The sequence below is a fragment of the Pseudomonas sp. TH06 genome (assembly GCF_016651305.1).
GTDB lineage: Bacteria > Pseudomonadota > Gammaproteobacteria > Pseudomonadales > Pseudomonadaceae > Aquipseudomonas.
Map to the genome: position 1 here is coordinate 2,686,561 of NZ_JAEKEC010000001.1, position 18,600 is coordinate 2,705,160.

The window sequence follows — 18,600 nt, forward strand, 5'->3', positions numbered from 1 at the left end:
CCCAAGCCATGATTAAACAACGCACACTGAAAAATATTATCCGTGCCACAGGTGTAGGCCTGCACTCCGGTGAGAAGGTCTATCTGACCCTCAAGCCTGCGCCTGTCGACACTGGCATTGTGTTTTGTCGCGCTGACCTCGACCCTGTGGTGCAGATCCCTGCCCGCGCGGAAAACGTCGGTGAAACCACTATGTCGACGACGCTGATCAATGGCGACGTCAAAGTGGACACGGTAGAGCACTTGCTCTCGGCCATGGCTGGCCTGGGCATCGATAACGCCTACGTCGAGCTCTCCGCGTCCGAAGTCCCGATCATGGATGGCAGCGCTGGACCCTTCGTATTCCTGATTCAATCGGCAGGCCTGGAAGAACAGGACGCCCCCAAGAAATTCATCCGCATCCTGCGTGAAGTGACAGTGGAAGACGGCGACAAGCGCGCCACTTTCGTCCCTTTCGAAGGATTCAAGGTGAGCTTCGAGATCGATTTCGATCACCCGGTATTCCGGGACCGCACCCAAAGTGCAAGCGTGGATTTTTCCAGCACTTCGTTCGTAAAAGAAGTCAGCCGCGCGCGTACTTTCGGTTTCATGAGTGATATCGAGTACCTGCGTAAGCACAACCTCGCACTCGGCGGCAGCGTTGAAAACGCAATCGTGGTCGATGCCGATGGTGTACTGAACGAAGACGGCCTTCGCTATGAAGACGAATTCGTGAAGCACAAGATCCTCGATGCCATTGGTGACCTGTACCTGCTGGGTAACAGCCTGATTGGTGAGTTCAAAGGCTTCAAGTCCGGTCATGCACTGAACAACCAACTGCTGCGCAAGTTGATTGAGCAGACAGATGCGTGGGAAGTCGTGACGTTCGAAGACGCCAGCACTGCACCGATCTCTTACATGCGCCCTGTTGCGGCCGTGTAAGTAAAAAATCTCTCTAGTTTTTTGAAGGCCATCCTCGGATGGCCTTTTTTTATGCCCTTAGTTTTTGTGTTGCCTGGGCCGGCCTCTTCGCGAGCAGGCTCACTCCTACATTTGAAATGCATTCCCCTGTAGGAGTGAGCCTGCTCGCGATAGGGCCAGTGAGGCCACTATATCTATCAGGAAGCCACCACCACCCGATTACGTCCACCTTCCTTGGCCTGATACAACGCCTTGTCCGCCGCAAACAACAACTGCTCCAGCGTCATCTCACTCGTCGCTGTCCACGTAGCGATGCCAATACTCACGGTCATCGGCAACTCGGCCCCGTCGACTAATGGCAATTGCTCCACAGCCTGCCGGATATGCTCGGCAATCTGCTGCGCGCCGTGACTGTCGGTCTCGGCCAGAATCACTGAAAACTCCTCGCCACCGTAACGTGCGACCAGATCCGCCGGTCGTCGCACATTCTCGGTAATGACCCGTGCCAGCCTCTTCAATGCGTGATCGCCGGCCTGATGCCCATGACGGTCATTGAACGCCTTGAAGTGATCGGCATCGATCATCATCACCGACAACGGTTTACCCGAGCGCTGGGCGCGAAACCATTCGTGGCGCAGTGATTGATCGAGCATCCGCCGATTGGCCACGCCGGTCAGCGCATCGGTCGCGGCCAGTTGCGCCAGTTCGTGCTCGGCGCGCTGGCGCAAGCGCAGTTCACGGGTGAGCAGCCATGTGAGCCAGAGCAGGCCAAGACACAGCACGCCGGTTGCGCCACTGATCAGCAACGCCGTACGCCGCCAGGTGCCGAACACCTCATCGCTGGATAACGCGACGATGACCGTCAGCGGTAAATTGCCGACCCGCGAATAGGTGTAGAGCCGTTGCTGATGATCGATGCTGGACACGCTGTTGAAACTGCCATTGCCGTCGCTGTCGCGCAGGATCCGCACCACGTTGGGCCGGTTGCCGAAGCTTTTGCCGATGGCGTCGCTTTGCAGATACGGCTTCTGCGCCAGCAGGATGCCGTCGTTGTCGATGATGTTCAGGGTGCTGTCGTTGCCGATATCGAGGCTGTTGAACAACTGATCGAAGTAGTCGAGCTTCAGCGACGCCACGGCCACGCCGGCGAATTCACCGGTGTCCGTGGAAATGCGCCGGCTGAAGCTGATGCGCCACTGATTGGCTTCATCGCAATCGCAGCGGGTCTTGAACGGGCGGCTGATGAACATGCCGACGTCGCGGTTGAAGGCGTGAGCGAGAAAGTAGTCGCGGTCGGCGAAATTGCCTGGTTTTGGTTCGATCCGCGAGGAGTCAGCGATCACATCGCCGTGCTTGTCGAGCAACAGAATGTCGCCCTTGAAGCGCGCGGTGGTCGAGCGGTCGAAGAGCGCCAGATGGCGGATCTGTGGAGTGACGTCGCGCAAGTCATCGCGTTGCGAGGCAGCAATCAGGCCTTGCAGCGTCAGATCGTACAGTTCGACGGTGCGCAACACGTCGGCGTCGATCAGCTGTGCGATGGTGGTTGCACTGCGGGTGGCTGACTCCTGAGCGCTGGCGTGCTCACGAATCAGCAGGAAAGTGACGATGCACACGATCGCGAGCACGCTCAGCAGACTGCCGGAGACCAACAGTATTTCGGGGCGTCCGGTCTTGCCCGCAGCGGGTGGGGTACGGCTCGCGATCATGATGGGGGTATCGGTTAGGGGATTTGTGTAGTGAGGGGATTTATCCCCGATGGGCTGCGCAGCGGCCCCCTGATTTTTCAGTGAAGACAGGGGGGCGCTGCGCGCCCCATCGGGGATAAATCCCCTCGCCACAGCTTAGAAGACGTTGATCGGGTAGTCGATGATCACGCGGTATTCATCTGTGTCTGAATCGATCACGCCATAACCATTACCACCGCGGTTGGTGGCCCATTGCAGGCGCACTGCCAGATCTTTGGCCTGACCGCTTTGTACCACGTACTTCAAGTCGAGGTCGCGTTCCCAGTGCCTGGCGTTTTGTCCATCGGCGCTGTACCAGTTGGCGTAGCCCTTGCTCTGCGGATCGACTTTGGTCAGGTCAACCGTGCCGCGCGAGTAGGACACCGCCGACGTCAGCCCTGGTATGCCAACACCGGCGAAGTCATAGGCGTACTTGAGTTTCCACGAACGCTCGTTCGGGCCGTTGAAGTCCGAATACTGCTGCGAGTTGTCGAGGTAAACGCTGTCGCCCTGGCTGATGTAGTCGAACGGCGTGTTGCCGTTGACCCGCTGATACGCGGCGGTAACGCTGTGGCTGCCGACACCCACGGTGAAGTGCACGCTGTAAGTGTTGTTGTCGATGTCGCCCAGCAGCGCATCGCCAGTGTCCTGGGTGTGATAGAAGTGCAGGCCCGGGTTGAGGCTGACCAGATCGTTCAACTGCCAGGTGTAATCCAGGTCGTAGTAGTACTGGTTCCAGATGTCCTTGAGTTCGGCAGCGTACAGATTGCTGGTCAGGCCTTGGACACCGCTCCACGACACGCCGGCCCAATTCAGGTGCCGGCTTTTGTCGCCATCGGCCAACGTCCCGTATGACGTGCCGATACGCTGGTGACCGCTCTGGTTGTACGGTTTGGTGAAACTGGCCTGACCGCCTTCGATCAACCAGCCGTCGAAGCTGTGGTTGGTCAGGCTGACGCCACGAAAAGTCTGCGGCAGCATGCGGCTGTCACCACCGGCAATCACTGGATTGGTCAGGAACAGGTCACCGGCCTTCAGCTCGGTGTCGAACGCGCGCATTTTCAACGTCCCGCCCGCGGTCGAGAACGATCCTGGCGCTTTACCGTTGCCATCGCTGATCGGCAGGATACTGGAGCCGTCCGTGCCGCCACCACCATCGAGTTTCAGCCCGAGCATCGCATGGGCATCAAGGCCGAAACCGACCGTGCCTTCGGTGTAACCCGACTGGAAGATGCCGAGAAAACCCTGGCCCCACTCGATGTTGTCGTCCGCTTTTTGTAGACGGTTGCGATTCATGTAGTAGTTGCGGGCGTTGAGGTTGAGGCTCGAGCCTTCGACGAAGCCTGCCGGCGCGGGCTCGTCAGCGTGAGCGGTGGGGGCAATCGTTGCGGCAATTGCAATGAACAGCGGAGTAAAACGGACTGGGTAACGCACGTGCGGTAAAGCTCCTTGGGTCAACTGACACTTCAATGTATTGAGGTGCATGATGTTTCTTGTTGTTACAGACGAACCAAACGGCTTTCACACCACAACGAAAAAAGGCCGCTGAACATCAGCGGCCTGGAATGACGACGGTTGAACGGGAAGAGCCAAACAACCGCGTCGAGGGAAACGTTTGAGCGGTGTGCGACTCAGCTGTCTTTCTCGGATGCTTGAGTCTGGGAAGCGGCAGCCTGAGGGGCTTGCGTGGCGTCTTGAGCCTTGGCCATCACTTCTGCCTGATGCTGATCGAATGCCTGAGCGCGAGCGACATTTTGCGCCACGAACGACTGCGATTCTTCAGCCATCGCCATCGGCGACAGGATCAATGAGGACAAAACGAAAGCGCTGGCAATACCCATACTGTTGGACATTCTGAAAACCTTCTCGCTTGGCGAGTGCTGTTTGGTGCGGGCAAAGATAAAGTTGCCGGGCGTTGGGAAACAGCGTGATTTTCATAAATGACTGTTACAGCAAAAGCAAAGATCACCTGTTGGTAAACGCATTCCCGGAGGCTGGGAAAACTTGTGGTGAGAGGATTTATCTGTGGCGAGGGGATTTATCCCCGTTGGGCTGCGAAGCGGCCCCAAAACCAGCGATCGCGATCTTTCTGACACAACCTGCACATAGAATTCAGGACTGCTTCGCAGCCCATCGGGGATAAATCCCCTCGCCACAGGGTGGATATGCAACAGTTAAACCGGGAGATGAATCCCGAACGTATTCATCCCGCGATCACTCCTCACAAACACATCCCCACCATGCATCAGCGCAATCGCCTTGACGATCGCCAGCCCCAAGCCATGGTTATTGCCACTATTACTGCGCGACGCATCCACCCGATAAAACCGTTCGAACAACCGTGGCAAATGCTCATTGGCAATCGGCGAGCCGGGATTGCTCACGCCGATGCTGACCTGCTGCTCTTGCACCTCGATCCGCACTTCGATGATCTGGCCCGGTGCCGTGTGCTGCACGGCGTTGCTCAGCAGATTGATCAACGCCCGACGCAAGTGCGCGACCTCAATCTGCACCTGCGCATCGCCGCTGACCTGCACCTGCACCTGCGCGTCTTCGAGAATGAAATCCAGGTATTCCAGCGTGGTCGCTACTTCATCAGCGAGCGATGTGGAGGTCAGTTTGGTCGCCTTGTTGCCCTGATCGGCACTGGCCAGAAACAGCATGTCGTTGATGATCGAGCGCAGCCGTTCCAGCTCTTCGAGATTGGATTGCAGCACTTCGAAATAGTGTTCGGCGGAACGCCCGCGTGTCAGCGCCACCTGAGTCTGGCCGATCAGATTGGTGAGCGGTGAACGCAGTTCATGGGCCACATCGGCGTTGAACGATTCCAGCCGCGAATACGCCTGCTCGACCCGTTCCAGCGTCGAGTTGAACGAGTCGACAAACTGCTCAAGCTCCGGCGGCAGCGGTGATAAACGCAAGCGTCCGGCCCGTAGCGGAGGCGCCAGGCGTTGCGCTTCGTGGGACAGTTTGATCAACGGCTTGAGGCCGATCCGCGCCACCCAATACCCCAACGCCGAAGCCATCAAAACACCCACAATCGCCAGGCTGATCAGCGCGATCAGCAACTGGTGCTGGGTCTGGTGAAAGGTCTCCGTATCGATGCCGATCATGAAGCGCAGGGGCGGCCGCTGATCCTTGGCCGGGAACTGGCTGACCAGCACTTTCAACGGGTAGGGCTGATCCGGTAATTGTAGGTCGCGCATGCCCAGTGGGCCGTTGGCGAAGTCGCGGATCTGCGCGGTGAAGCTGCCGTATTCATACTGCGGATCGCCGCTGCTGATCCAGAAGCTGATGCGCTTGTCTTCTTCGCCCAGCAGCTTGAGTTTGTTGTTGATCTTCACCCAGTGCTCGGGCGTGCCATAACGGCCTACCGTGGATTCGAGCACGCTGTAGCGCGCATCCAACTCCGCTTCCGGCAACAAACCCAAGCCTTTGTCCACCTGCTGATACAACGCGCCGCCGATCAACAAAAACACCAGCAACGCTACCAGCGTGAACATCCCGCTAAGGCGCAGGGCAATCGAGTTACTGGACACCACGGCTCTCCAGCACATAACCCATGCCGCGAATGGTGTGCAGCAGTTTCTCGTCGAACGGTCCGTCGAGCTTGGCGCGCAGGCGTTTGATCGCGACTTCGACGACGTTGGCGTCGCTGTCGAAATTGATGTCCCAGACCATCTCGGCGATGGCGGTTTTCGAGAGAATTTCACCCTGGCGCCGCGCCAATACACTGAGCAGGGAAAACTCTTTCGCGGTCAGGTCCAGTCGCGTGCCGGCGCGGGTTGCCTTGCGGCTGATCAAATCTATCCACAGGTCGGCGATGCTCACTTGCACCGGTTCATGGCCGCCGCTGCGGCGGGTCAGCGCTTGCAGGCGGGCGACCAGCTCAAGGAAGGAAAACGGTTTGCCGAGGTAGTCATCGGCACCGTCGCGCAGGCCTTTGATGCGGTCTTCGACGCGCTCGCGGGCGGTGAGCATGATCACCGGGGTTTGCTTTCGCGCACGCAACGCGCGCAGCACGCCGAAGCCATCAAGGCCCGGCAGCATGACGTCGAGGACGATCACCGCGTAGTCGCTTTCCAGCGCCAGATGCAGGCCTTCGACGCCGTCGCGGGCCAGATCCACGGTGTAACCCTGTTCCGTCAGACCGCGGTGCAGATAGTCCGCGGTTTTTTCCTCGTCTTCGATAATCAGAACGCGCATGACCGCCTCAGTCTGTAGTCGCCAGTGCCGCAGAAGGCAAAGCTTTAGGCCGATGGAACAGCCGCTCAAGCCACAAGTATATGACCGGCGTGGTAAACAGCGTCAGCATCTGGCTGACCAGCAAACCGCCAACCACGGCGATCCCCAACGGCTGGCGCAACTCGGCACCGGTGCCGTAGCCGAGCATCAGCGGCAACGCGCCGAGCAACGCGGCGAGGGTGGTCATGATGATCGGCCGGAACCGCGTCAGGCACGCTTCGAAAATCGCATCCTGTGGCGCCAGCCCGCGATTGCGCTGAGCCTCCAGCGCAAAGTCGATCATCAGAATGCCGTTCTTCTTGACGATACCGATCAGCAATACCAGCCCGATCAACGCCATGATCGAAAAGTCCTGGCCGCAGATCCACAACATGATCACCGCACCCAGACCCGCCGCCGGCAGCGTCGAAATGATCGTCAGCGGATGCACGAAGCTCTCATAAAGCACGCCGAGAATGATGTACACCGCCACCAGCGCCGCCAGAATCAGCCAAGGCTGGCTGGCCAGCGAACTTTGAAAGGCCTGCGCCGCGCCCTGGAAATTGCCGCTGATGGCGGTCGGCATGCCGATCTCGGCCTTGGCCTGATTCAGCAGAATCACCGCATCGCCCAGTGCTACACCGGGTGCGAGGTTGAACGACAGGTTGGCGGCCGGGAACATGCCGTCATGGGCAATCGACAGCGGGCCGATGGTCGGCGCATCGAATTTGGCCAGCGCCGACAACGGCACCATCTCGCCACTCAGCGGCGAGCGCAGGTAGAAATAGTTGAGGCTTTCGGCCTTGCCGCGTTGCTTGGTGTCCAGTTCCAGAATCACGTTGTATTGGTTGACCTGGGTCTGGAATTCGTTGATCTGCCGCTGGCCGAAGGCGTCGTAAAGCGCTTCATCGACATCGCTTGCCGTAAGGCCGAAACGTGCGGCGGCGCTGCGGTCGATGCTGATGTGGGTGATGCTGCCGCCCAGTTGCAGATCGTTGGAAATGTCGCGGAACGCCGGGTTGCTGCGCAGTTTTTCGGTCAGGCGCTGGGTCCAGGTGGCGAGGGTTGCGCCGTCGTTGCTCTTGAGTACGTATTGGTACTGCGCACGGCTCGGGCCGGAGCTTAAGTTGATGTCCTGACCGGCGCGCAGATAAAGCACGATGCCGGGGACTTTCATCAGTTGCGGACGGATGCGGTCGATGAACTGACTGGCCGAGACATCGCGGTCGCCGCGTTTTTTCAGTGCGATCCAGAAGCGGCCGTTGGCAATCGTCTGGTTGCTGCCGGACACGCCCACCGAATGGGAAAACGCCTGCACGGCCGGGTCGGCGGCGACGATTTCGGCCATCGCCAGGTGTTTTTTCACCATGTCGCCGTAGGAAATATCTGCGGCGGCTTCAGTGGTGCCGAGAACGAAACCGGTGTCCTGCACCGGGAAGAAACCTTTCGGGATAAAGATGTAACCGGTGATGGCCAGCGCCAGCGACAAACCGAACACGCCGATCATCAATTTCTGATGGGCGAGGGCACGGCGCAGGCCTTTCTCATACCAACTGAGCAGGCGTTCGCTGAAGGTCGGTTTGTCGTGGGCGTGATGCACCGGTTTACGCATGAACAGCGCCGCCAGCGTTGGCGCCAGCGTCAGCGACACCACCACGGAAATCATGATGGTCGAAGTCGCGGTCAGGGCGAATTCCTTGAACAACCGCCCGACCACGCCACCCATGAACAGCAGCGGAATAAACGCCGCCACCAGCGAGAAACTGATCGAAACCACGGTGAAGCCGATCTCGCCGGCGCCCTTGATGGCCGCTTCGCGCATGTCGTCGCCGGCCTCCAGATGCCGGTGAATGTTCTCCACCACGACGATCGCGTCGTCGACCACAAATCCCACGGCCACCACGATCGCTACCAGCGTCAGGTTGTTCAGGCTGAACCCGAGGATGTACATCAGGGCGAAACTGGCGACCAGCGAAACGCCGAGCACCGCCGAGACAATCAGCGTTGCCGACAACTGACGCAGGAACAGCGCCATCACTGCGACCACCAGCAGGATCGCGATCATCAGCGTGATCTCGACTTCATGCAGCGAGGCGCGGATGGTCTGGGTGCGGTCGATCAGGGTTTTCACCTGCACCGAGGCGGGCAGCATGGCCTCCAGGCCGGGCAGGGCGGCTTGAATGCGGTCCACGGTTTCGACGATGTTGGCTCCGGGCTGGCGCGAGATCACCAGGTTCACTCCCGGTTGATCGCCGGCCCAGGCTTGCACGTAGGCATCTTCCGAACCGTTGACGACTTTGGCGACATCACGCAGGTGAACCGGGGCGCCATCCTTGTAGGAAACGATGAGCTGGCTGTAGTCCTCGGGATGGAACAACTGGTCGTTGGTCGACAGCGTGGAAATACTCGATTCGCCGTACAGCGCACCCTTGGCCAGGTTGAGGCTGGTCTGCTGGATCGCCAGACGAATGTCGGCGAGGGTCAGGCCGATGGCGGCGAGTTTGTCGGCCGAGGCTTGAACGCGAATTGCTGGACGTTGCTGACCGGTGATGTTGATTTGGCCTACGCCGTCGATCTGACTGATCTGACGGGCGAGCAGGGTTTCCACCAGGTCACTGAGTTCAGTGCCGGGCATCTGCGTCGAGCTGACACTGAGGATCAGCACCGGGCTGTCGGCCGGGTTGACCTTCTTCCAGGTCGGCAGCGTCGGCATGTCTTTCGGCAGTTTGCCGGCGGCGGTGTTGATCGCTGCCTGGACTTCCTGGGCGGCGGTGTCGATGCTTTTGTCGAGGGTGAATTGCAGGGTCAGCAGGCTCGAACCCAAGGCACTGCTGGAGGTCATCTGGGTCATGCCGGGGATGGCGCTGAATTGCACCTCCAGCGGCGTGGCCACGGACGAGGCCATGGTGTCGGGGCTGGCGCCGGGTAACTGCGCGGAAACCTGAATCGTCGGAAATTCCGCTTCCGGCAGTGGCGCGATTGGCAAACGCGGGAAGGCAATTGCTCCGACCAGCACAAGCGCGATGGTCAGCAGAATCGTCGCAACCGGGTGGTTGATGCACCACGTGGAGACGCCTTTGTGCTCCTTCATGGTTTCGGCTCCGCTTGCACCACCTGCGGCGGTTCGCTCATGACCTGCACGGTCGAACCGGGTTTGAGCCGCGACTGGCCGTCGGTGACCAAGACGTCACCGGTCTTCACGCCCTTAATGATGTCTTGGCCGCTGCCCTGATAAACCATCTGCACTTGCACGGCTTCGACCTTGTCGCCGTTGACCCGGTAAACGAAGTGTTGGTCGAGGCCACGTTGTACGACGGTGGGCGGGACGACCAGCGCATCCTTGTCGAGGGCTGTCTGAATTTTTACCGTGACCAGCAGACCGGGCCAGAGCTTCTGGCTGGCGTTGTCGAATTCGGCCTTGGCGCGGATGGTGCCGGTGTTGGCGTTGATCTGGTTGTCGATCAGGGTCAGGTGACCTTCGCCGAGCAGGTTGCCGGTTTCGCCGTCGGTGTCGGCGCCGATGTAGGCCTTGACCTGTGCACGCTGTGGGTCGCTGATCAGGCCCTGCAGGGTGGGGAGCATTTGTTGCGGCAGGGAGAACTCCACGGCGATCGGGTCGATCTGGGTGACGGTGAACAGGCCTGCGGTGTCGGTCATGCGCAGGAAGTTGCCTTCATCGACTGTGCGAATACCGACGCGGCCGGTGACCGGGGAGTGAATCTGTGTGTAGGAAAGTTGTACCTGCGCGGCGTCGATTGAGGCCTGGTTGCCTTGGGCGGTGGCTTTGAGTTGGTTGACCAGGGCTTGTTGCTGGTCGTAGGTCTGCTTGGAGACGCCGTCGTCGACGCTGAGCAGTTTGTAGCGTTTGAGGTTGACCAAAGCGACTTGCAGTTGCGCCTGGCTTTCGCCCAACTGTGCACGGGCCTGGTCGAGGCTGGCGCGGATCGAGCGGTCGTCGATGGTGGCGAGGAGGTCGCCGGCCTTCACTAGTTGGCCTTCCTTGACGAGAATTTTGGTGAGGATGCCGTCGATTTGTGGGCGCACGACCACGCTGTGTAATGAGAGTACCGAGCCGATGCCGCTGGTGTAGCGGGGGACGTCTTTTTCGCTGACCGCTATGACTCGCACGGGGATTGCGGTGGGGGTGGCGAGTTTGGTCGGGGCGGGTTTGAGTGCAAACCATAGGCCTGTGGCTGCGATGGCGATCAGCAGGGTGGCTAGCAGGGCTTTGTTCTTTTGGATTTGCATGCGGTTGGGGCGCCAGGGTTTAGAGTTTGGGCAGATTGGGTATTTATAAGCTTGTTTGGGGGTCAGGAGGGTGACCGGAAACTGACGGCGCTGTCAGTTTCGTTTGGGTGTATATCCGTTGCTGCGGTAACGGCGGCTTAGGGTTTCGCCCTTACGGCGACTCACTTTTTTTACAAGCGCCAAAAAAAAGTAAGCAAAAAAACGCTTGCTCCTACGTACGGCCCGCTCGCTGGGGCTCGGGGTTCCTTCGCTCCGGGATCGATCCGGGCGCAGCGCCTACGGTTTGCTGCGCTGCACCTCCTCTCGCTGTGTTTGGCTGCGCCAAACGGTCGCTGCGCTCCCACGCCCGGATCAACCCCTCCACTCAGCCTTCCGACGTCGCCCGTGGATCAAGGTCAAGAGCTTTACTCGAGCTAACGCTCATTGTGTTGAGTGGGGCGGCATACGCCGCGTGCGGGTTGTACTTATCTTCCCTGTGTGAGCTGGCTTGCCAGCGATGGCGGCCTGACAGCCGACCAAGGTCTTGCAAACTGCATGCTATCCCATTGTAGGAGTGAGCCTGCTCGCGATAGCGGCCTGACAGCCGACCAACCTCTGCCAGATGAACTCAACCCCTGTGTGAGCTGGCTTGCCAGCGATAGCGGCCTGATAGCCGACCAATCTCTTGCAGACGGCATGCGATCCCATTGTAGGAGTGAGCCTGCTCGCGATGGCGGCCTGACAGCCGACCAATCTCTGCCAGATGAACTCAACCCCCTGTGGGAGCTGGCTTGCCAGCGATGGCGGCCTGACAGCCGACCAATCTCTGCCAGATGAACTCAACCCCCTGTGGGAGCTGGCTTGCCAGCGATGGCGGCCTGATAGCCGACCAATCTCTGCCAGATGAACTCAACCCCCTGTGGGAGCTGGCTTGCCAGCGATAGCGGCCTGATAGCCGACCAATCTCTTGCAGACGGCATACGATCCCATTGTAGGAGCGAGCCTGCTCGCGAAGAGGTCTGTCCAGTCAGCCGATTACCTTGTGCTGTTTAAATATGAGTCAAATAACCAGAACCTTCCCACAAGGTTTTCAGGTTGTCCGTCGGACGTGCGCTCTCTAGTCTTTGGTTGTCGCCGAAAACTCGGCGATCGGGTGTGAGAACCCGGGCTAAGTATTATTCCAACACCAGTACCGTCATAATCGGCGCCAGCTGATTGCTGCCTGCATTTTTATGGCGGCTATGTGCGGGCGGACTTCGGTCCGGCCGGAGGTTGTACTGGTCCTTGCCCGGTTTCTCACCCCGTACGTAGCTGCCACCCAATTCGCCGCGTGAGAAACGGTAATTGTTGGCTCCAATCAGTAAGGACTGAATCAATGACTAAGCCCGTACCCGATCCACCCCTCGAAACCCCAACCCCACTCGAAGACGCCCTCCGCGCCGACGACCAGATCAAAACCCGCGAAGCCATCAAGCGTGCCCTCGATTTCTATCTCTGCCCCGAACCGGTCAAACCACGACGGCCCAGCACGATGTTCCTTATCCAGCCGAACATCGACACGGAAAGTCTGCTCGCTCACGCCTGTGAATCTCTGGCTTCAGCCAATGTCATGGCCAGTGATCTGGCCGATCAGCTCAACCGTCCGCAACGCATTACGGCACTGGCCATCCAGCAGATCGTCATGCTCGCCGAGCTGGCGGTAAACCGGGCGCTGGATCGGGTTGATCCACAAACGTAATCCGTTTTCGCACCGCGTCATCGTTCTTCGCGAGCAGGCTCGCTCCTACATTTGAAATGCATTCCCACTGTAGGAGCGAGCCTGCTCGCGATGGCGGTATAACGGTCCTCAAAAGGGACCGATCAGTCCCAATTCGGGACCCATTTGCCAACTACGCTTCTCAAGATCCGTCCCTGCTCGCGGATAAACATTGTGTAGCCCGGGTTCTCTCTGGGCCGCTCACCCCGGGAGTGTCTTGAAATGAAGCTGAAAACCGCTCTGCCGTACGTGCTTCTCTTGCTTCCTCTCACATCCTTCGCCGCGCCTGGCAGTCAATCCGGCGAGATCCGGTTTACCGGGCAGATCGTCGATTCCGGCTGTGAAGTCGGGCGAGTCGGTGCATTGAGTTCCAGCGAATCCCGCCAGGTCGAACTCAAGCCCGGCCTGAAACTGGACATCGGTACCTATCGCAACGCCTGCAGCCATGAAACGCTGCCGATGAACATGACTTACGTACCACTGAAGGCCTCGACCGACAAAGGCATCGTCATCATCACGTACCTGTAAACCGTTCGGCTTGTGGCATAAATCTTCAGCTGCCGAGTTGCGGCGCACAGGTATACTGCGCGCCTTCGCGGCTCACTGTTCGGGCCCGACTTTATGCTTTCCGGAGCTTTTATGACTTCCCCAACCCAACCGCCGGTTGATGTCGCCGTGAGCGATGTCGCGGCTGAAATGGCTGACGCCAACGAAACCAAAGCCGATATCCCGGCGTTCAAGTTCCCCTTCAAACCGGGTGAACTGACCGCTGCCAAAGGCTCGAATCAGCCGTGGTACAAGAACGGCGCCAAGAACGGCCACACCAAGACCCCGGGCATGGCGCCGCCGGGCACTCGTCGTTCGATGGGCAAGCGCTGACTTTTCCTGTCAGAAAGAGACTATTCCCACACGGATAAGCGATCCGTCCTCTGGGAATCCGATGACCTCTCGTCGAAGATTCACGCCTCTCGTGAATTCTTTGATGAAGGTCGTCCCAATGCCCTTGGCAAAAATCATATATGCCTTGTCAGTGTTAGCCCTGACCAGCGGCTGCGTGTCCTCCGTGGTTGAACCGTCGATTCGTTTCGGTGTTGAGCCTCTCGTTCCGCCCTTTGAAAGCCGAAACGATAAAGGTGAGCTGGTTGGGCTGAACATCGAACTGGGCAATGCGTTATGCACCGAGTTGCAAAAACGCTGCGTCTGGGTCGACCAGGATTACGCCACCAACATTGCGGCGCTTGAAGCCAATCGTTTTGATGTGATCATGCCGATGACTGCCACTGCGGCACGCCGCGAGCGAATCGACTTCACCGACAATCTCTATCCGTTGAGCAACCAGCTCGTCGCGCGCAAAGGCGCCAATCTGCATCCGGATGTCCGTTCCCTCGAAGGCAAACGCATCGGCGTGCTGGCCGGTACCAGTCGTGAAGCTTTTGCGAAGGAACGATGGGCGCCGTCTGGAGTGACGGTGCGCAGTTTTCAGTTCAACGATCAATTGATCGCCAGTCTGCTGACCGGCGAGATAGACGCCACCTTGCAAGATTCCATCGAAATCAACGAGGCGCTGCTACGGCATTCCCGGGGTGCGGCATTTGAATTCGCAGGTCCGCCGCTCAAGGACCCGATGCTGGGCACCGGCGTGGCCATGGCCGTGCGCAAGACCGACAGCAAACTGCGCGATGACCTGAACGCCGCCCTCGAACGTCTGAAGCGCAATGGTGTGTATCAAGCGATTACCGAAGAATATTTGCCACCCGTCGTGAACGAGCCGCTGCGCTATCAAGCCAATACCGACGGGTTTCCGTTCTCCGATTCGGTACAGGTCGGGGACACGATCTACTTGTCCGGCGTGCTGGGGCTGGATGACAAAGGCGATCTGGCAAAAGGGGGCATCGGCCCGCAGATGACTCAGGTAATGGAGAACCTGCGTAGCGCTTTGCAGAGCAGCGGTTCATCGCTGTATCAGGTCGCCAAATGCACGGTGATTCTGACTGACGTAAAGGACTTTGCAGGCATGAACGAGGTGTACCGCGGTTATTTTCCAGCCGACCGATTACCTGCGCGCACCACCTTCGCGGTCAGGCAACTGGTTGTGCCGGGGGCCAAAGTGGAGCTTGAGTGCTTGGCGGTGGCTCAACGCTGAGCCATTGCAGCTCAATCCATCGACCGTCCTGTCTCTGTCTATGGGCGGTTGATGGCTAAATGCCCAGAAGCTGAGCCAGATCAATATTTAACCAATGAGTGCGCTTAGAGTCAGCAGCCCTGCCGACTCCTCCAATAAAACGAGCGCGCTATCCATGAAGATCAATCTCCCGGTGACCGGCCGCAACGTCGATGTGGCGCTGGATGCGAACATTCTTTCGACGACTGATCTGAGCAGCGCGATCACCTACGCCAACGACGATTTCATCAACATCAGCGGGTACAGCCGCGACGAATTGCTCGGTACGCCGCATAACCTGCTGCGCCATCCGGACATGCCGGCGCAGGCGTTTGCGCATATGTGGCAAACGCTCAAGAGCGGGCGATCGTGGATGGGCATGGTGAAAAATCGTTGCAAGAACGGTGATCACTACTGGGTCAGTGCCTATGCCACGCCGGTGACGCAGAGCGGCGGCGCCTTTGAATATCAGTCGGTGCGCACCCGGCCGGATGCGCGGCAAGTAGCGGCGGCGGAGCGGGCGTATGCACAGTTGCGCGGCGAGCAGGTGGCGCGTTGGCGATTGCCGAATATTGGTGTGCGAGCGCAGATTACCGCGCTGGCCAGTGTGTTACTCGGTGGGCTGTTGACGCTCGAGTCCTGGCTGCGACCGGAGTTGATGGAGATTAATGCCGCAGCGTTTGTTATCGGCAGCGGCACTTGTGCGCTGGGCGTGCGCTGGATCCTGCGGCCGCTGGAGCGGTTGAGCGAGCGTGCGCGTAAGGTGGCGGACAATCCGTTGAGCCAAGGCATTTACACCGGCCGGCGCGATGAATTCGGGCAGATCGAGTTCGCCTTGCAGATGCTCGAAGCACAGGTCGGCGCAGTGGTGGGGCGTATTGGCGATGCGTCGCAGCAGTTGGCCGGGCATGCGGCGCAACTGGTCGATCACCTGCAAAGCAGCCATAGCAGTTCACTGGCGCAGCAGGCGGAAACCGATCAGGTCGCAGCGGCGATTCACCAGATGGCCGCCAGCGTCGCGCAGGTTGCCAGCCATGCGCAGCAGGCTTCGGTGGCGGCGGACCTGGCCGGTACGGAAACCCGCGAAGGGCATCTGCTCGTCGGTGAAAGTCGCAGTGCTGTCTTGCGCCTGGCGCAAGAGCTTGGTCGGGCGACCGAGGTGATTAATCAGCTCGAAGGCCACAGCAGTGAGATTTCCGGGGTACTGGAGGTGATCCGCAGCATTGCCGAACAGACCAATTTACTCGCGCTCAACGCGGCGATCGAAGCGGCGCGGGCGGGGGATGCCGGGCGCGGGTTTGCCGTGGTCGCCGATGAGGTGCGCGGGCTGGCGCAGCGCACGCAGCAATCGACCAACGAAATTCAGCGCATGATCAGCACCCTGCAAACCGGCGCACGCGACGCGGTGATGGTGATGCAGCAGAGCAGCGAGCATGTGGAAAACAGCGTCGATCAGGCGCAACGGGCGGCGCGGGCGCTGGACGGGATCAGCGAACGGGTCGAACAGATCACCGAGATGAGCCTGCAGATCGCGGCGGCAGTGGAGCAGCAGAGTGCGGTGAGCGAGGACATCAATCGCAACATTGTCAGCATCCGCACGGCGTGCGAAGGGATGGTGGATGAGGGGCGCGAGAGTCAGCGCAATTCCGAGGATGTGGCGGGGCTGGCGGGGGATTTGCGCTTGCTGGCGCGGGAGTTCTGGGGGCAGCGGCAGGTTCGGGATTGAGGGTGTGCTCACTTGCGCTATCGCGAGCAGGCTCACTCCTACAAGGGAATGCATTTCAAATGTGGGAGTGAGCCTGCTCGCGATGAGGCCGGGCGGACGCTAAAGAATCTGGATCAAGCCGTCCGCAGCGAGATGAACGCATAATTCAGCGCCGGCTCAGTCGCCACCTGCGCTCCTGCTGCCAGCACTTGCCGGGCGACATCATCCCCGGACAAATGAAACAGCCATTCACTGGACGCTTCGCTCAACGGTTGCCCACTCACCTGATCAATCACCGCCGCAAAAGCGTCCATGTTCGGCAGATACGCGGTAAACCCATCGCCCTTGAGCGCCGTGGTACGAATCCCCAGCGCGGCACAGATCGCATCCTTGAGTCGAATGTCATCGCGATCGGCCTGCCGCGAGCGCTGGATCAGTTCGACCAGTGCCTGATCAACCAACTCACCGCCAACAATCAACGCCGGCCCCTGCTCCCACGATTCCGGCGGGCAGTCCTTGGCGGCCGGATTGAGCGGGATGTGCGGATTGATCTCGGCCGGATAAATGCGACAGACCAATGGCCGACGCTCGTAGATGCGACACAGCTTGTCTTCGTCAAGATTTCGACACGGCCCGACGTTGTACGCGGCAAAGGTGATCGCCACATGCGCGGTCGATCCACCGCTGCGCACCACCACCGATCGCCGCTCGGCGTGTTCACGCTGTTGCGCCGGCAAGCCCAGGCCATTGCCGAGAAAGGCTTCCACCAGCACGATCACCTGACCGCCATCCGCCGCCCACATGCGGGCTTCGGCGAGGGTCAGGGGCACATGGTGATCGGTGCAGCACTTGCCGCATCCGACGCAGGAAAACGTCGTATTCATGGGGGCCATCAATCTTCAATCAAGGTGTTAGGCGGCGACGTAAAGCCGCCATGCAGACCGCGATCGAAGCAAGTTATGCGCCACTCAGCGGGTCTTGACGGTCGGGCGGATCGAGTCCCATTCGGTGACGAACGCGGTTTTCGACTGTTTGTTGAACAGGCACAGCTCGGTGCCTTGTTGGCCTTTCATGTGTTTTTGCGGGTATTGACCTTGCAGCAACACAGCGGTGTAACCGACGCGGTCATCGAATTGCGCGGGAGTGCCGACGGGTTTGGCATTTTTCAAACCGCTGGCCTTGGTGCAACTGGCGAGCACGGTTTTGTCGTAGGCCGCCCAGGCGTCGGGGCTGGAAGCATGGGCTTGAGAAGCGAGGGCGGTGAGGCAGAGCAGGCTGAGAGTGATGGCTTTCATGGTGTTGGCATCCTGGGTGGTGAGTGGCCAGGGTTGGAGTATGCCTGACGGGGAAAGTGTCTGGGATGGCCTCATCGCGAGCAGGCTCACTCCTACATTTTGAAATGCGTTCCCCTGTAGGAGTGAGCCTGCTCGCGATGGCGACCTGTCAGTCCGGAACCAGCTCCCGGCGGACTACATACATCCCGGCACTTTCATACAACCGCTGCGCCCGCAGGTTATCTTCCAGCACCTTCAGATCAACAAACCCTTCACGCCGCTGCTGAAACACCCTGAATGCATTCAACAGCAACGCCCGACCCAAACCTCGGCCCTGAGCGCGCGGATGCACTACCAGATTTTTGATATAGGCACTGGTCCAGCACTGCGCCACACCGACGACACCCTCGGCATCCATGGCGATAAAGCACAGTTGCGGATCGTATTCGGGATCGCGTTCAAACCGCTGCTGCCAGACTTCCAGCGCCGGCACCCGTCCGCCACCTTCGCGGTAACCGAGTTGCATCAACTGATGCACGGTCGGCGCCAGTTGCGGTTGGTAGGTGCTGACCTCAACACCTTGAGGCCAGATAGTATCCGCCACGGCGGCGCGCAGATCGCGCCGCATCA

At 59.5% G+C, this 18,600-nt stretch carries 16 protein-coding genes; 6 read left to right on the plus strand and 10 right to left on the minus strand.

The features are described 5' to 3' along the window. Positions 1–8 precede the first annotated feature (8 nt). Positions 9–920, plus strand: a complete 912-nt coding sequence (lpxC, locus tag JFT86_RS12170; RefSeq protein ID WP_103306209.1) for a UDP-3-O-acyl-N-acetylglucosamine deacetylase — start codon at positions 9–11, stop codon at positions 918–920. Between the two features lie 176 nt (positions 921–1,096). On the opposite strand, the gene JFT86_RS12175 is transcribed toward lpxC, so the two are convergent. The 7 genes from JFT86_RS12175 to JFT86_RS12205 form a co-directional block, all read right to left on the minus strand. Beyond that, the gene (locus JFT86_RS12175; RefSeq protein ID WP_201236876.1) at positions 1,097–2,605 is read right to left on the minus strand and encodes a sensor domain-containing diguanylate cyclase; all 1,509 of its coding nucleotides are present in this window, start codon (positions 2,603–2,605) and stop codon (positions 1,097–1,099) included. Positions 2,606–2,740: 135 nt separating this feature from the next. Beyond that, the gene (locus JFT86_RS12180; protein ID WP_201236877.1) at positions 2,741–4,057 is read right to left on the minus strand and encodes an OprD family porin; all 1,317 of its coding nucleotides are present in this window, start codon (positions 4,055–4,057) and stop codon (positions 2,741–2,743) included. 197 nt (positions 4,058–4,254) lie between these two features. Then, entirely contained in the window at positions 4,255–4,476 is a 222-nt protein-coding gene (locus JFT86_RS12185) for a hypothetical protein (RefSeq protein ID WP_201236878.1), read from the minus strand. 321 nt (positions 4,477–4,797) lie between these two features. Continuing rightward, on the minus strand, positions 4,798–6,162 hold the full coding sequence (locus JFT86_RS12190) for a heavy metal sensor histidine kinase (protein WP_201236879.1): 1,365 nt from the start codon (positions 6,160–6,162) through the stop codon (positions 4,798–4,800). Continuing rightward, the gene (locus tag JFT86_RS12195) at positions 6,152–6,829 is read right to left on the minus strand and encodes a heavy metal response regulator transcription factor (protein WP_007916978.1); all 678 of its coding nucleotides are present in this window, start codon (positions 6,827–6,829) and stop codon (positions 6,152–6,154) included. Before JFT86_RS12195 ends, JFT86_RS12190 begins: the two co-directional genes overlap by 11 nt. 7 nt (positions 6,830–6,836) lie before the next feature. Further along, positions 6,837–9,938: a multidrug efflux RND transporter permease subunit gene (locus JFT86_RS12200; protein WP_201236880.1), complete on the minus strand. Its 3,102-nt coding sequence runs from the start codon at positions 9,936–9,938 to the stop codon at positions 6,837–6,839. Further along, entirely contained in the window at positions 9,935–11,095 is a 1,161-nt protein-coding gene (locus tag JFT86_RS12205) for an efflux RND transporter periplasmic adaptor subunit (RefSeq protein ID WP_201236881.1), read from the minus strand. The genes JFT86_RS12200 and JFT86_RS12205 overlap by 4 nt, the downstream gene beginning before the upstream one ends. A gap of 1,354 nt (positions 11,096–12,449) precedes the next feature. Between JFT86_RS12205 and JFT86_RS12210 the strand changes: the two genes are divergently transcribed. The 5 genes from JFT86_RS12210 (at position 12,450) to JFT86_RS12230 (ending at position 16,717) form a co-directional block, all read left to right on the plus strand. After that, the gene (locus JFT86_RS12210) at positions 12,450–12,812 is read left to right on the plus strand and encodes a DUF6124 family protein (RefSeq protein WP_201236882.1); all 363 of its coding nucleotides are present in this window, start codon (positions 12,450–12,452) and stop codon (positions 12,810–12,812) included. Between the two features lie 240 nt (positions 12,813–13,052). Then, positions 13,053–13,358 carry a type 1 fimbrial protein gene (locus tag JFT86_RS12215; protein WP_201236883.1) on the plus strand — a complete coding sequence of 102 codons (306 nt, stop codon included), beginning with the start codon at positions 13,053–13,055 and terminating at the stop codon, positions 13,356–13,358. Positions 13,359–13,469: 111 nt separating this feature from the next. Continuing rightward, on the plus strand, positions 13,470–13,709 hold the full coding sequence (locus JFT86_RS12220; protein ID WP_201236884.1) for a hypothetical protein: 240 nt from the start codon (positions 13,470–13,472) through the stop codon (positions 13,707–13,709). Positions 13,710–13,827: 118 nt separating this feature from the next. Next, positions 13,828–14,973 (plus strand): transporter substrate-binding domain-containing protein, encoded by a 1,146-nt coding sequence (locus JFT86_RS12225; protein WP_201231279.1) that lies wholly within the window; start codon positions 13,828–13,830, stop codon positions 14,971–14,973. A 154-nt stretch (positions 14,974–15,127) separates the two neighbouring features. Then, complete coding sequence (locus tag JFT86_RS12230) at positions 15,128–16,717, plus strand: PAS domain-containing methyl-accepting chemotaxis protein (protein ID WP_201236885.1); 1,590 nt, start codon at positions 15,128–15,130, stop codon at positions 16,715–16,717. A 113-nt stretch (positions 16,718–16,830) separates the two neighbouring features. On the opposite strand, the gene JFT86_RS12235 is transcribed toward JFT86_RS12230, so the two are convergent. The 3 genes from JFT86_RS12235 to JFT86_RS12245 all read right to left on the minus strand — a co-directional run bounded on the left by JFT86_RS12235 (position 16,831) and on the right by JFT86_RS12245 (position 18,598). Next, positions 16,831–17,580: a YkgJ family cysteine cluster protein gene (locus tag JFT86_RS12235; protein ID WP_201236886.1), complete on the minus strand. Its 750-nt coding sequence runs from the start codon at positions 17,578–17,580 to the stop codon at positions 16,831–16,833. Between the two features lie 84 nt (positions 17,581–17,664). Next, positions 17,665–17,991, minus strand: coding sequence for a hypothetical protein (locus JFT86_RS12240; RefSeq protein WP_201236887.1), 327 nt, complete (start codon positions 17,989–17,991; stop codon positions 17,665–17,667). A gap of 148 nt (positions 17,992–18,139) precedes the next feature. Then, a complete protein-coding gene (locus JFT86_RS12245; protein WP_201236888.1) occupies positions 18,140–18,598 on the minus strand; it encodes an N-acetyltransferase in 459 nt (152 codons plus the stop codon). Positions 18,599–18,600 lie beyond the last annotated feature (2 nt).

Excerpts from the sequence above, each read along its gene's own strand:
- lpxC (WP_103306209.1), top strand. The coding sequence starts at position 9 with ATGATTAAACAACGCACACTGAAAAATATTATCCGTGCCACAGGTGTA.
- JFT86_RS12175 (WP_201236876.1), bottom strand. The coding sequence starts at position 2,605 with ATGATCGCGAGCCGTACCCCACCCGCTGCGGGCAAGACCGGACGCCCC.
- JFT86_RS12185 (WP_201236878.1), bottom strand. The coding sequence starts at position 4,476 with ATGTCCAACAGTATGGGTATTGCCAGCGCTTTCGTTTTGTCCTCATTG.
- JFT86_RS12195 (WP_007916978.1), bottom strand. The coding sequence starts at position 6,829 with ATGCGCGTTCTGATTATCGAAGACGAGGAAAAAACCGCGGACTATCTG.
- JFT86_RS12200 (WP_201236880.1), bottom strand. The coding sequence starts at position 9,938 with ATGAAGGAGCACAAAGGCGTCTCCACGTGGTGCATCAACCACCCGGTT.
- JFT86_RS12205 (WP_201236881.1), bottom strand. The coding sequence starts at position 11,095 with ATGCAAATCCAAAAGAACAAAGCCCTGCTAGCCACCCTGCTGATCGCC.
- JFT86_RS12210 (WP_201236882.1), top strand. The coding sequence starts at position 12,450 with ATGACTAAGCCCGTACCCGATCCACCCCTCGAAACCCCAACCCCACTC.
- JFT86_RS12215 (WP_201236883.1), top strand. The coding sequence starts at position 13,053 with ATGAAGCTGAAAACCGCTCTGCCGTACGTGCTTCTCTTGCTTCCTCTC.
- JFT86_RS12220 (WP_201236884.1), top strand. The coding sequence starts at position 13,470 with ATGACTTCCCCAACCCAACCGCCGGTTGATGTCGCCGTGAGCGATGTC.
- JFT86_RS12225 (WP_201231279.1), top strand. The coding sequence starts at position 13,828 with ATGCCCTTGGCAAAAATCATATATGCCTTGTCAGTGTTAGCCCTGACC.
- JFT86_RS12230 (WP_201236885.1), top strand. The coding sequence starts at position 15,128 with ATGAAGATCAATCTCCCGGTGACCGGCCGCAACGTCGATGTGGCGCTG.
- JFT86_RS12235 (WP_201236886.1), bottom strand. The coding sequence starts at position 17,580 with ATGAATACGACGTTTTCCTGCGTCGGATGCGGCAAGTGCTGCACCGAT.
- JFT86_RS12240 (WP_201236887.1), bottom strand. The coding sequence starts at position 17,991 with ATGAAAGCCATCACTCTCAGCCTGCTCTGCCTCACCGCCCTCGCTTCT.
- JFT86_RS12245 (WP_201236888.1), bottom strand. The coding sequence starts at position 18,598 with ATGCGGCGCGATCTGCGCGCCGCCGTGGCGGATACTATCTGGCCTCAA.